The organism is Marivita hallyeonensis (assembly GCF_900129875.1).
Taxonomy (GTDB): Bacteria; Pseudomonadota; Alphaproteobacteria; order Rhodobacterales; family Rhodobacteraceae; genus Marivita; species Marivita hallyeonensis.
Genome location: NZ_FQXC01000002.1, coordinates 597,753 through 610,132 on the forward strand (window position 1 = coordinate 597,753; position 12,380 = coordinate 610,132).

Below are 12,380 nucleotides of genomic sequence, written 5' to 3' on the forward strand. Positions count from 1 at the left end.
GGGGGAACAACCGGCGCATTTGAGGATATCGACATGGCTTTCAACCCGCTCTTCCGCCGATCCGCGTTCCGACTTGGCACGGGCCTGTCAGCGCTCGCGCTTCTGACCGCCTGTTCCGAACCGCTCGACCTGGATATGCGGGGCATCATGAACGGCGGGTTCAATACGGCCGACGCCGCCCGTGCTGCCACGGCGCAGCGTCCCGATCCGGACGATCGCGGTGTGATCTCATATCCCAATTATCAGGTGGCCGTGGCGCGACGGGGTGACACGCTGGGCGCGCTGGCGCGCCGGGTCGGTCTACCGGCCGAAGAACTGGCGCGCTTCAACGGCATTCAGACCGGTGATGTCCTGCGCGCAGGCGAGATCATCGCCCTGCCCCGCCGCGTGGCGGAACCATCCCCGGCGACGGGTGCCGTTGCGACGGGTCCGATCCGTCCGCCCTCTGAGGTGGACATCACAACGCTTGCCAGCGACGCCATCGAACGCTCCGCCCCAACACCCGCGCGCCAACCCGCGCCGCAGACGGGCAACGAACCGGTACGCCACAAGGTCAAACGCGGCGAGACGGCGTTCACCATTGCCCGTCTTTATAACGTGTCCGTCCGGTCTCTGGCCGAGTGGAACGGGCTCGACAGTGATTTCTCCCTGCGCGAGGGGCAGTTCCTGCTGATCCCGGTCGCCACAGCGGCCCCGCCCCGCAGTACGGGTCCGACCGCGCCGGGCACAGGCTCTCCCACGCCGCAACCGCCATCGGCGTCTCAACCTCTCCCGGACGAGTCGCCCGCACCTGCGTCACAGGCCGAAGCCGAGCCGGAAGAACCGGTGGCCGACGTCGGGGCGCAAACCGCTGCCAGCGCGTCGAACGCGGCGATGAGCTTTCCGGTGCAGGGCAGCATCATCCGCGAATACGCGAAGGGCCGGAACGATGGCATCGATATCGGCGCGTCGGTCGGCACCAGTGTGAAGGCCGCCGCAAGCGGTCAGGTCGCGGCGATCACCACGAATACCGATGGCATCAACATCCTTGTCGTGCGCCATCCGGACAATCTTTTGACGGTTTACACGCATGTCGACGGCATCTCGGTGTCCAAGGGCGATGCGGTGAGCCGCGGCCAGACCATCGCCAAGGTTGCGGATTTCGATCCGCCGCGCGTCCATTTCGAGGTGCGCAAGGGCTTCGACAGCGTCGATCCAATGGACTACCTGCGCTGACTTTAATTTTTTCTTCAGAGGTCAAAGATTATTCGTACGAATAATCTTGTCAGCGCCCAGTAATTTTTTTCCCGAGCCGGGGAAGCCGGGCTTTTTTCAACAACTTCCGTCGGTCCCACTCTTCGCCCGACAACCGTTCGGCTTCTGCATGCACGGCGTCGATCACGGATGTCACCGTTTCGGGCTGCGCCGCAAAAAGTCCGATCAGAAAGCCGTCGGGATCCGACCGGGACAGCCCCTCCTCCGCCAGAATACCGCGCGGGAAGTCCTTGGCATTCATCGTGACGATCAGATCGGCGTTTCCCGCAATCGCCGCCGCGAGCACGTGGACGTCATGCACGTCCGGCAGCCACAGCCGGTCCAGCAGCCCCGATGGCACCGCAACCTCGGCCTTCGGCCATGCCGCCGATACCATGGCAATCTCTGCCGCGGCCTGCGCCTCGCCTTCGGACCCGAGCTTCACCGCCGCACGGCGCCATTCCTCGAGGATGCGCCCTGACCAAAGCGGTTCGAACAGCCCTGCCTTGGCCACACCGAGAAGCACCTCGCGCATGACCGTGGGGTACAGCACGTTTGTATCCAACAGGACCTTCACAAGCGGAAGAACAGGGCCTTGAGGTAGCCCGACTCTGCCAGTTGCGGCAGGAGCGGATGATCCGGTCCGGCCTGCCCGGTATGGATCAGTTGCGCCCGCCGCCCGGCCCGCCCGATCCCGCGCAGACACGCACCAGTGAAGGCCGAGAGGTCCGCGGCATGAGAACAGGAGCACAGCACCAGATAGCCGTCTTCGGACACCAGCGGTGCGGCCAGACGTGCCACCCGTTCATAGGCCCGCAACCCGGCCTCACGTGCCTTCTGCGAGGGCGCGAAAGCCGGAGGATCGCATACGACGACATCGAAGCGTTCCGCAGCGTCGCCAAGCTCTGCCAGGGCCGCAAACGCATCCGCGCGCTGCGTGGTCAGTGCCGCGTCCATGTTCATCCGCCCGGCCCCGGCGCGGGCCAGATCGAGCGCGCTTTCAGAGCCATCAATGCAGTGCACCTGCGTGGCTCCCGCCGCAAGCGCAGCAAGTCCAAACCCGCCGACATGCGAGAAGACGTCAAGCACACGCGCGCCGTGCGCAAGGCGCGCCGCAAACGCGTGGTTCGGACGCTGGTCATAGAACAGGCCCGTCTTCTGGCCACCGATCAGATCGGCCATGTAGATCGCACCGTTCATCTCGACCGGGATCGGCGCGGTTGGCGCGTCTCCCAACAGCGTGGCATCGGCATCGTCGAGGCCTTCGAGAGACCGTCCGCGACCGCCCGAATTCTTGAGGATCGTGGTCACGCCTGTGACCTCGGCCAGCGCCGCCGTCATCTCGGGCAACAGCCGATCCGCCCAGGCGGCGTTCGGTTGCACCACGGCGATATCGCCAAAACGGTCGATGATGACGCCGGGCAGGCCATCGGCCTCTGCGTGGATCAACCTGTAGAACGGGGTCGGGAACAGGCGCTCGCGCAGGGACAATGCCTTGCGAAAGCGCTGCACAAACCAGGCCTGATCGATTGGACCGCCATCCGGCGCGTCAAGCACCCGCCCGATGATCTTTGAGTCGGGGTTCACGCCGACGATGGCCAAGGGTGCGCGTTCGGCGTCTTCGAGGATGGCAATGCTGCCCGGCTCAAGCGACCGAGTGCGCCGATCGGTGACCACCTCGTTGGCAAAGACCCATGGATAGCCGCGGCGAATGGCCTGCGGTTTGGTTTTCGGCTTCAGCCGGATTACGGGAAAAGGGGACGGTGTCATACCGTCCCCTATACGCCCCTCGCTCCAAAGGGAAAACCGTTTGTCGTCGGTCGTGTCAGCGGATTTGATTGATCACCTGCAAAATGCCCAGATCCCGGTTCTTGTAGCCGCCCGGCACCGACAGTTCGGTCTGGATGACCTCCGCGAGATGCGCCGTGATGCGGGATTTCTGCGTCAGACCCTGCTGTTCGGCGTCGATGGCGCGACGTCCGGCCAGGGCTTCGAGATCCGCGTTCACATCTTTTGTCTCACCGATCTGAAGACCGGTTTCGGTGTCTATCAGACGGTACTTGAAATCGATGTCATGCACGCCGCCGGTGATGTAGCGCGCCTTTTCCGACAACGCATGGAAGCGCGTCACCTGCACATCCATCCGCACCGGGCGATTGCCCTCGACCAGTTGCGCAGCCGCGCGGACGCCCGTTTCGAAGATGGCCTTCACCTGCTGTCGCCGATCCCCACGCGGGTCACCGCGCCAGACGATGTCGCCGACGGGGTAATAGAGGTTGCGTTCGTTGACGGTCAGGCTGTTGGGCACAGACACGGTAAAGCTCTCGATCCGGACGTCGGGGACGGAGTTGCCCAGCATCGTATCGTCCGGCATCGCCGCGCGGCTGGCGAAATTTGAATTGCCACAGGCTGTCAGCACGGCGGCCAGGCACAGGGCAAGAATCGGTTTGATGATCTGTTTCACGGGGTGGCTCCTTTGCGGGGCGCTTGCTCGGTTTTCCTCGACAGGCGGTATGGCAGGGCTATGAGGCCGCATCTTGGCGAAACCGGTACAATTTGCGGAAAATGCGCTCGGAACCGGGATAAGCGTCGGCCCTTTACTGTTAGCGCTAACTTGACTACATCACCGGTAAATCCACCGACGAAACCGCGCGGAGGCGATATGGCACAGGCTTTGAACGATACGATCAAACGGGTGACCGAGCGGGTCCAGGAACGCTCGGAGGCATCGCGCGGCCGGTATCTGGACCGGATGCGCCAGGCCGCCGCCGAAGGCCCCCGCCGCGCACATCTGAGCTGCGGCAACCAGGCGCACGCATACGCGGCCATGGGGCAGGACCAGAACAAGCTCGCTACCGAACGCAGCCCGAACATCGGGATTGTGACCGCGTATAACGACATGCTCTCCGCGCACCAGCCGTTCGAGACATATCCCGACATCATCCGAACCACGGCGCGCGCGGCGGGCGGAACGGCGCAGGTCGCGGGCGGTGTTCCCGCCATGTGCGACGGCGTCACGCAAGGCCAGGTCGGGATGGAACTGTCTCTCTTCTCCCGCGATGTGATCGCCCTGGCGGCGGGTGTGGCGCTCAGCCATAATACGTTCGACTCCGCGCTGTATCTCGGTGTCTGCGACAAGATCGTGCCGGGCCTGATCATCGCCGCAGGCACATTCGGCTACCTGCCCGGCCTTTTCGTGCCCGCCGGTCCGATGCCGTCTGGCCTGCCAAATGACGAAAAAGCCAAGGTCCGCCAACAGTTTGCCGCCGGTGAAGTGGGCCGCGACAAGCTCATGGAGGCGGAGATGGCCTCGTACCACTCTCCCGGCACCTGCACCTTCTACGGAACGGCAAATTCCAACCAGATGCTGATGGAGTTCATGGGCCTGCACCTGCCCGGCGCGTCATTCGTGAACCCGGGCACACCGCTGCGCGAGGCGCTGACGGTTGCTGCCACCGAACGCGCGCTGGAGATCACGCAGCTCGGCAACGATTACCGCCCGGTATGCGATATCCTCGACGAGCGCGCGTTTGTGAACGGGATCGTTGGGCTGATGGCGACGGGCGGGTCGACCAACCTCGTCCTGCACCTGCCCGCAATGGCGCGAGCCTCGGGTGTGGAATTGCGGCTCGAAGACTTCGACGACATCTCGTCGGTCACGCCGCTCATGGCCAAGGTCTATCCGAACGGTCTGGCCGATGTGAATCACTTCCACGCTGCGGGGGGCCTCGGGTTCATGATCGGCGAGTTGCTGAAGGCGGGCCTCTTGCATGAGGACGTGAAAACGGTCGGGGGCGATGGCCTGTCGCTCTACTCTCAGGAACCCAAGGTACAGGACGGCCGCGTGGTCTATGGACCCGGCGCGGGCGAGACGCAGAACGCCAAGATCCTCCGCCCGGCCAGCGACCCGTTCCAGCCGACAGGCGGGTTGAAGCAACTTGAGGGCAATCTCGGCAAGGGCATGATGAAGACCTCCGCCGTCGCGCCCGAACGACACGTGATCGAGGCAAAGGCGCGCGTGTTCCACGATCAGGAAGACGTGAAAACCGCCTTCAAGAATGGGGAATTCACCGAAGACACCGTCGTTGTCGTGCGCTTTCAGGGCCCGAGTTCGAACGGGATGCCGGAACTGCACAGCCTCACCCCGACGCTGGCAGTGCTGCAGGATCGCGGCTTGAAGGTGGCGCTTGTCACGGACGGGCGCATGTCCGGCGCATCGGGCAAGGTGCCCTCAGCCATCCATGTCAGCCCCGAAGCCGCGCACGGTGGTCCCTTGGCGCGGGTGCGTGACGGCGACATTGTCCGGGTGGATGCTGTGAGCGGTCAAATCGATTGCCTCGCCGAGGACTTCGATCAACGCGACCCCGTGCAGGCCGATCTCAGCGGAAATGGCCACGGCGTTGGCCGCGAACTGTTCGCTGCTTTCCGCAAGACGGTTGGAATGGCCGAGACCGGTGCGGGTGTCGTTGTTTAAGGCATCACATCAAGAGACTGATATAGAAGACTGGAAAGACATATGATTACCGCCTCCCAAGCCAGTATCGAGACCGAGAAACTCTGCCGCCTGGCGCCGATCATTCCGGTCCTCGTCGTGGAGGATGCAGCGATTGCCCGCCCGCTGGCCGAAGCCCTCGTGGCGGGGGGATTGCCGGTCCTTGAAGTCACGTTGCGCACGAAGGCCGCGCTGGATGTGATCCGCGAGATGGCACAGGTGGAAGGTGGCGTGGTTGGTGCGGGCACCCTTCTCACACCAAAGGATGTGACCGATGCCGTCGCCGCAGGCGCGCGGTTCGGCGTATCGCCGGGCGCCACCGACCGGATACTCGACGCGTGTGAGGCGGCGGATCTGCCGCTTCTGCCCGGGTCGGCCACGGCGTCCGAGGCGATGGCGCTGCTCGAACGCGGGTACACGGTGCAGAAATTCTTCCCGGCAGAGGCCAATGGCGGGGCCGCAGCACTCAAGGCCATCGGCGCGCCGATCCCGCAGGTGCGGTTTTGCCCGACAGGTGGCGTGTCTCTGAAAAACGCGCCGGAGTACCTGAGCCTCTCCAACACGCTGTGCGCTGGCGGCAGCTGGGTGGCCCCGAAAGACCTGATCGCGAAGGGCGACTGGACCGGCATCGAAGAGCTGGCACGTGAGGCCTCGCAACTGGCGGTGTAAGGCCCCCCCCACCGCGCGGTGCGTATCGGAAAGCTTAACACGTCTGGCAGACAAACCCCGCCATTGGATCCGATACCCGCTCCGTCTGTCGATGAAGCACCCCAAGTGACACCCTTCTCTCTGCGGACGCATTGCGCGTTCAGACCATGAGAGACGCGTCTCAACAGGCCCGCTTCGGTGGTTGCAGGTTCGGAGCCCTGCGACAGGCTCTGCATGGGGGAGAGGATGTCCACCCAACTTGAGGTGACGTCACCTTATTTTTCAATCATAGCATGTCTGACAACGGCCTGCGCCAACACCACCGCACCACACCTTGCTTCAAACCGAGCAAGCGTACCCTTAGGCGAGCACATCCGATGCGAATGTCTGGTCGGAGCCCAATTTACTTCATACTGATATAAGCGATGAGGCCTTCAATGGATTGCGGCAACACGCCGTTTCTTTCAGCCAATCCGAGATGCGTTGGCGACCGGAATGGATGCCATCCTTTTTGAGACGCCTTGTGCTTTCTGACGTCATGAATGGAAGAAGCCGCCGCGACAAGCCATTGCCTTAGTGTTTCTGGTTTTGCTGGTTTCTCATCAGCAATGGTCGCGAAAACCTTTCGGCCATCCGTACGTAGTTCGACTAGAAGGCCAAGTCCCGAAAGAGCAAATCCGAGATTTTCCTCTACAAACCAATGCTCAAGATAGTCGCACATTTCCTCTGCATTTCGAAAGATATCTACGTCTCCTGGTTGGTCGAAGTTACTGCTTTCATTCAGTACAATGACATCCGAGAGCCAACTATTTTGAAGCATATTTTCAAGCCCAATGTGGCTGTCATTTAACAAAGACCAGTTTTGCCTCTGTTTCGCGAACGGCAGAAAAGTCCGCTTATCGGACAGTCAGCCCCGTCGACTCACGCCTGCAATTCGGCGTCCCAATAAAGGAAATCCATCCAGCTATCATGCAGATAGTTGGGCGGGAACTTGCGACCCATGTTCAGCAATTCCTGCGCGCCCGGTTGCCGGGGCGGTTTGCGCAGCGAAAATCCGACCTGGCGCAGGCTTTTCGAGCCTTTCTTCAGATTGCAGGGCGCACAGGCCGCGACCACGTTCTCCCACGAGGTGATCCCGCCCGAGGCGCGCGGCACGACGTGGTCGAAGGTCAGATCGCCCTTCGCGCCGCAATACTGGCAGCGAAATTCGTCCCTCAAGAAAAGATTAAAGCGCGTGAAGGCCACGCGCTTTTGCGGTTTGACGTAGTCTTTCAGCACCACCACGCTCGGTATTCGGAGCGTCATCGACGGGCTTCGGACAACCTCGTCATATTCGGCGACGATATCCACCCTGTCGAGGAAGGCCGCCTTGACCGCATCCTGCCAGGACCAGAGCGACAGGGGGTAATAACTGAGCGGTCTGTAATCCGCGTTCAGCACAAGCGCCGGGTGATGACGCAACGCGCCCGGTTCGCGTACAAAAGCCGTTCTGAAAGTGCCATCCATCGGTGGACTCGTCCCTTGCCCTGTCTGCCTGTTCCAGCGTCAGGACGGGAGCCCCGTCCCGATCATCTGCCTATACTATATATCGCGGATCCTGACGGGCAACCCCCGCAATATGCAGTATATGTCGCAGTGTTACGATGTCTTTATCACAGGCAGGTGACGGTCGGATCAGTCCGGAATCGAAAAGACCTGCCCCGGGTAGATCAGGTCCGGATTGCGGATGCGGTCTCGGTTGGCCTCGAAGACCTTCACATAGGCCGGGCCTTCGCCATACCGGTCGCGGGCAATCGCCCAGAGCGTGTTGCCCGGCTGAACGGTGACAACGCGCAGGATGGCTTGCGTCTCTTGCGCGGCGGACGCCAGCGCAAGCACGACCGGGTCCTCCCGGCGAAACGGGCTTTCGATGCGCGAGGTCACGGTGCCTTCGGCATCCACGGCGTCGACGCGTAACGTATAGGTGCCGCTGTCCACATCCGGCAGGTCGGCGCGCCAGCGGCCATCCTCGGCGATCTCGGTTGTCAGCACCGGCTGGTTGTCCAGGTACACCCGCACAAATTCATCCGCTGCACCGCGTCCCGAAAGGGCAACTGCACCCGCGTCCTCATAGGTGATGGCGTCAAGCGCAATCCGGTCCAGCACGTCCGGTGTCGGCCCTGCCGCTTGCAGCACTTCAACTCCGTCTTCGGTGGACAGGATCACGGTCGGCGCGGTTGCAGGTTCGGACGGCGCTTCCGCCAGTGCGGTTTCGACCGCGGCCTCAGCCGTCTGTTCTGTCTCGGCTGCGACGGTCTCTTCCGTCACAACCATCGCAGGTGCCTCCGCGGTCACGACCGGTTCGACCGCACCCACCTCTTCCGTGGTTGTCGAGACCTGATCTGGTTGCGGCGCGCCAGAGGCCACTTCTGCCTGTGTCGCCACCGCGACTTGATCGATGGCGCCATCACTTTGAACCGGCGCCGGCTCAGGCGCTTCGGCGACCTCTACCGATGGGGCGAGGATCACCTGATCCATACCCTCCACCGGTCCGCCAGACCCCTCGGCCAAGAGCGTCACGACACGCGGCGCGGTGCTGCGCGGAAGGTCGAGAAACGCAACGAACTTGCCAGAACCGTCGACCACGGTCCGACCGGCCTCTGCCCCGTCGATCAGGATCTGCACATCCCGCGATCCGGGCGCCGACCCTGCGACAAGCGTCTGTCCATCCGGCGCGACGCGGACGATGTCGAATGTCGGTGCAACGGTTGCAGGCGCATCGGGCGGTTCGGGGGTTGCCACGTCGGCGGTGTCGATCCGTTCGTCCGAAACGGCATCCTGCGCAGTATCCGGGGTCGCTTCGACTGTCTGTTCCCTAGGTGCCTCTGCGACCTCTGGCGAAACGGCCGCCACGGCATCATCCGTCTCGGGCGGCGCGACCGGCTCTGCTTGAACCGTCTCGGTTGTCACCGGCGCGGGCTGGGCCTCAACGACCGGTTCAGACGTCTCGGGTTCAGAAGATGGAAAGAGCGACCCGCTGACATACAGTGCCAACACAATGGCACCCACCGCGGCTGCGCCGCCCAGAACCAGACCGGACGGTCCCTTGGTCAAAGCAAACTTGCTCATCAGTCCCCAAATGCTTGCAGAACATGCGCCAACCGCCCGTCCCGCAGTTGAGCGTATCTACCAACACCGTTATCACGAGGCAACTCACATCCCCTTGCACCGGACCGCGCTCATGTCAACGAAATCGATCTGTGTCTATTGTGGCTCACGCGCCGGAGACCGACCGGCCTATGCCCGAGAGGCAGATGCCCTAGGACGGGCCATTGCCGAGGAAGGCTGGCGGCTGGTCTACGGTGCCGGGGACGTCGGGCTGATGGGTCTCACCGCCCGTGCGGCGCAAGAGGCGGGCGGCGACACGTTCGGGGTGATCCCGACGCACCTGCTCGAGTGGGAAGTCGGCAAGCGCGACCTGACACGTTTCATCGTCACCGAAACCATGCACGAGCGCAAAAAGGTCATGCTGATGAATGCCGACGCCATTGTCGTGCTTCCCGGCGGGGCCGGATCCCTAGACGAGTTTTTCGAAGTGCTCACCTGGCGCCAGCTCGGTCTCCACGCGAAACCGATCTTTCTGTTGAGCGTCGAAGGCTACTGGGATCCTTTGACCACCCTGCTCGACCATGTGGTGGATCACGGCTTTGCCGATGCCTCGCTGCTCGATTTCGTGTCGACCACAGGCTCCACATCCGAGACGATGGAGGCCTTGCGCCGCGCCTTGTCCTGACGGATCGCACTGGTGGAATAAATCGCCAGCGCCGCCCAGATGAGGGCGAAGGCCGCAAGGTGGACCGTCCCGAACGGCTCTCCGAAGATGGCCACGGCACAGATGAATTGCAGCGTCGGGTTGATGTACTGCACGATGCCCACCGTCGACATCGCCAGCCGCCGCGCGCCGTAGGAAAACAGGATGAGCGGCAGCGCCGTCATCGGGCCAGACGCGATGAGCAAAGCAGAGTGCGCGAGGTCCCCACCGAACGCCCCGCCCGCGCCGGTGTGGAGGTGGATGAGCCACGCCACCGCCAAGGGCGTCAGGATCAGAACTTCGGCGGTCACCGACACCACCGGCCCCATATCCAGCCGCTTCTTCACGAGCCCGTAGACACCAAAGGTGGTCGCCAGCACCAGCGATATCCATGGCAGCACCTGCAGACCGATGGTCAGCATCAGAACGGCCCCAGCCGCAAGGGACACGGCCACCCATTGCGCACGGCTGAGCGTTTCGCCAAGCACCAACCGCCCGATCAGCACCGCCACCAATGGGAAGATGTAATACCCCATCGAGGACTCGGTGGCGCGGCCGACTTGGATCGACCAGATGAAGAGGAACCAGTTCACAGAGATCATCATCGACGCCAGGATCACGATGCGCCATGATCGCCCGTCCGTTACCGCCGCAAACAATGCGGAGAGACGCCCCTGCAGGATGAGGACACCCGCGAAGAAGACCAGCGACCACAAGGTTCGGTGCGCCAGAACCTCCAGCGGTGGCACATCGCTGAGCGCTTTGTAGAAAAGCGGTGACAGCCCCCAGATGGTGCAGGCGGCGATCAGTGCCAGAACGCCTTTGCGCGTGTCGGTCATGTGGGCTCCTTCCCCACCGGAAGTATCGCCCCGTCACGCGCCCTGCAAGGAGCGTGTGACGGCCATCGCGCTGGTGCCACTGGCAGGCGGAGTAGCCCGAAAACCCCTGAATTGATCTATCACAACGCGTCTCCGCGATGGGCGCGGTACAATTCCGTGGCATCAATGATGGAGGGGATGATGCAGACCAACACAGTTCCGCATTTCGATGACAGCGAAAACACAACCGGGTGTTGTCCGAAGTTCAATCCCGAAGGCTGGGACGGTCGGCGGCTTGAATTCAGGGACAAACTCTTTGCCCGTGCCACCACCAAGGCCGTGATGCATATCCCGGTAAATATGGGGAAGGTCTTTACCCGCGTTCAGGAAAAGATCGAGGCGAATGGCGGTTGGGACAACGACAACATGCTTGTCCTGAGCCGGGACCTGTCCCCGTGGACGGGCGAACACCTGTTCGCGGTGTCCGAACCGCTGCCCGGCGAAGAGATGGTCCGGCTGAGCGGTGAATTCATCACAAAGGTCTTCGAAGGACCCTATCGTGAAGCCAAAGACTGGCATGTGGACATGCAGGCACTGGCCAAGGAGCACGGCAGCGCCAGTGATGAGGTGTATTTCTTCTACACCACCTGCCCCAAATGCGTGAAAGCCTATGGCAAGAACTATGTCGTCGGGATCGCACGTCTGAGTTAACGCCCGCGCAAAGAAAAACCCCGCCGGACATATCATCCGACGGGGTTCTGAAGCTCATGATTTTGAGCGGTGTCAGGCGTTCGACAGGCGCTCTGCCACGTTTTCCCAGTTGACCAGGTTGTCGAGGAAGTTGGCCAGGTAGGCCGGGCGCTTGTTGCGGAAATCGATGTAGTAGGAGTGCTCCCACACGTCGCAGCCCAGAAGCGCTGTCTGGTCAAAGCAGACCGGGTTCACGCCGTTTTCGGTCTTGGTGACCTTGAGCGATCCATCGGTGTCGACCACGAGCCACGCCCAGCCAGAGCCGAACTGGCCCGCGCCTGCGGCGCTGAATTCGTCTTTGAACTTGTCGACCGAGCCGAACGCATCGGTGAGGCGGCTTTCGAGTTCACCCGGCATCTTGTTGTCGCCAGGACCCATCATTTCCCAGAACTGGTTGTGGTTCCACAACTGGCTGATGTTGTTGAAGATTCCACTCTGCGCGACAGCGTTCGGGTCGTAGGTGCCCTTGATGATCTCTTCCATCGACTTGTCGGCCCATTCGGTGCCGTCGATCAGCTTGTTGCCGTTATCGACATAGGCCTTGTGGTGCAGATCGTGGTGGTACTCGAGCGTCTCTTTGGACATGCCCTTGCTTGCCAGCGCGTCATGCGCGTACGGCAGATCAGGAAGTTCGAAAGCCATGTGGGGT

General features: G+C 62.4%; 13 protein-coding genes. 5 read left to right on the forward strand and 8 right to left on the reverse strand.

The features are described 5' to 3' along the window. The first annotated feature begins 33 nt into the window (after positions 1-33). Positions 34-1,215 (forward strand): LysM peptidoglycan-binding domain-containing M23 family metallopeptidase, encoded by a 1,182-nt coding sequence (locus BUA42_RS08630; protein ID WP_072777499.1) that lies wholly within the window; start codon positions 34-36, stop codon positions 1,213-1,215. Positions 1,216-1,264: 49 nt separating this feature from the next. Here the strand turns inward: BUA42_RS08630 and BUA42_RS08635 are convergent, their stop codons facing one another. The 3 genes from BUA42_RS08635 to BUA42_RS08645 are packed head-to-tail and all read right to left on the reverse strand — an operon-like array spanning position 1,265 to position 3,697. Next, on the reverse strand, positions 1,265-1,810 hold the full coding sequence (locus BUA42_RS08635; RefSeq protein WP_072777279.1) for an RSP_2648 family PIN domain-containing protein: 546 nt from the start codon (positions 1,808-1,810) through the stop codon (positions 1,265-1,267). After that, on the reverse strand, positions 1,807-3,003 hold the full coding sequence (locus BUA42_RS08640) for an RSP_2647 family RNA methyltransferase (protein WP_072777280.1): 1,197 nt from the start codon (positions 3,001-3,003) through the stop codon (positions 1,807-1,809). The genes BUA42_RS08635 and BUA42_RS08640 overlap by 4 nt, the downstream gene beginning before the upstream one ends. Before the next feature lie 55 nt (positions 3,004-3,058). After that, positions 3,059-3,697 carry a DUF6778 family protein gene (locus BUA42_RS08645; RefSeq protein ID WP_072777281.1) on the reverse strand — a complete coding sequence of 213 codons (639 nt, stop codon included), beginning with the start codon at positions 3,695-3,697 and terminating at the stop codon, positions 3,059-3,061. A gap of 198 nt (positions 3,698-3,895) precedes the next feature. Between BUA42_RS08645 and edd the strand changes: the two genes are divergently transcribed. Both edd and eda read left to right on the forward strand, forming a co-directional pair. Further along, on the forward strand, positions 3,896-5,707 hold the full coding sequence (edd, locus tag BUA42_RS08650; protein WP_072777282.1) for a phosphogluconate dehydratase: 1,812 nt from the start codon (positions 3,896-3,898) through the stop codon (positions 5,705-5,707). A gap of 42 nt (positions 5,708-5,749) precedes the next feature. Then, positions 5,750-6,394, forward strand: a complete 645-nt coding sequence (gene eda, locus BUA42_RS08655) for a bifunctional 4-hydroxy-2-oxoglutarate aldolase/2-dehydro-3-deoxy-phosphogluconate aldolase (RefSeq protein WP_072777283.1) — start codon at positions 5,750-5,752, stop codon at positions 6,392-6,394. Positions 6,395-6,776: 382 nt separating this feature from the next. Here eda and BUA42_RS20940 read toward each other — a convergent pair whose 3' ends face one another. From BUA42_RS20940 to BUA42_RS08665, 3 genes are all read right to left on the reverse strand, one after another. Further along, positions 6,777-7,226, reverse strand: a complete 450-nt coding sequence (locus BUA42_RS20940) for a hypothetical protein (protein WP_143152648.1) — start codon at positions 7,224-7,226, stop codon at positions 6,777-6,779. 68 nt (positions 7,227-7,294) lie between these two features. Then, on the reverse strand, positions 7,295-7,879 hold the full coding sequence (locus BUA42_RS08660; RefSeq protein ID WP_072777284.1) for an HNH endonuclease: 585 nt from the start codon (positions 7,877-7,879) through the stop codon (positions 7,295-7,297). A 168-nt stretch (positions 7,880-8,047) separates the two neighbouring features. Next, positions 8,048-9,481, reverse strand: coding sequence for a LysM peptidoglycan-binding domain-containing protein (locus tag BUA42_RS08665; protein WP_072777285.1), 1,434 nt, complete (start codon positions 9,479-9,481; stop codon positions 8,048-8,050). A gap of 112 nt (positions 9,482-9,593) precedes the next feature. Between BUA42_RS08665 and BUA42_RS08670 the strand changes: the two genes are divergently transcribed. Further along, positions 9,594-10,145: an LOG family protein gene (locus BUA42_RS08670; protein ID WP_072777500.1), complete on the forward strand. Its 552-nt coding sequence runs from the start codon at positions 9,594-9,596 to the stop codon at positions 10,143-10,145. Here BUA42_RS08670 and rarD read toward each other — a convergent pair. Next, a complete protein-coding gene (rarD, locus tag BUA42_RS08675; protein WP_072777286.1) occupies positions 10,052-11,002 on the reverse strand; it encodes an EamA family transporter RarD in 951 nt (316 codons plus the stop codon). The genes BUA42_RS08670 and rarD overlap by 94 nt on opposite strands. 180 nt (positions 11,003-11,182) lie before the next feature. Here rarD and BUA42_RS08680 point away from each other — a divergent pair, with 180 nt between their 5' ends. Beyond that, entirely contained in the window at positions 11,183-11,692 is a 510-nt protein-coding gene (locus BUA42_RS08680) for a hydrolase (RefSeq protein ID WP_072777501.1), read from the forward strand. Between the two features lie 72 nt (positions 11,693-11,764). Here BUA42_RS08680 and BUA42_RS08685 read toward each other — a convergent pair whose 3' ends face one another. After that, positions 11,765-12,373, reverse strand: a complete 609-nt coding sequence (locus BUA42_RS08685) for a superoxide dismutase (RefSeq protein WP_072777287.1) — start codon at positions 12,371-12,373, stop codon at positions 11,765-11,767. Between the last annotated feature and the right edge of the window lie 7 nt (positions 12,374-12,380).

Coding starts and splice junctions, on each gene's coding strand:
- BUA42_RS08630 (WP_072777499.1), top strand. CDS start 34: ATGGCTTTCAACCCGCTCTTCCGCCGATCCGCGTTCCGACTTGGCACG.
- BUA42_RS08640 (WP_072777280.1), bottom strand. CDS start 3,003: ATGACACCGTCCCCTTTTCCCGTAATCCGGCTGAAGCCGAAAACCAAA.
- edd (WP_072777282.1), top strand. CDS start 3,896: ATGGCACAGGCTTTGAACGATACGATCAAACGGGTGACCGAGCGGGTC.
- eda (WP_072777283.1), top strand. CDS start 5,750: ATGATTACCGCCTCCCAAGCCAGTATCGAGACCGAGAAACTCTGCCGC.
- BUA42_RS08660 (WP_072777284.1), bottom strand. CDS start 7,879: ATGGATGGCACTTTCAGAACGGCTTTTGTACGCGAACCGGGCGCGTTG.
- BUA42_RS08665 (WP_072777285.1), bottom strand. CDS start 9,481: ATGAGCAAGTTTGCTTTGACCAAGGGACCGTCCGGTCTGGTTCTGGGC.
- BUA42_RS08670 (WP_072777500.1), top strand. CDS start 9,594: ATGTCAACGAAATCGATCTGTGTCTATTGTGGCTCACGCGCCGGAGAC.
- rarD (WP_072777286.1), bottom strand. CDS start 11,002: ATGACCGACACGCGCAAAGGCGTTCTGGCACTGATCGCCGCCTGCACC.
- BUA42_RS08680 (WP_072777501.1), top strand. CDS start 11,183: ATGCAGACCAACACAGTTCCGCATTTCGATGACAGCGAAAACACAACC.
- BUA42_RS08685 (WP_072777287.1), bottom strand. CDS start 12,373: ATGGCTTTCGAACTTCCTGATCTGCCGTACGCGCATGACGCGCTGGCA.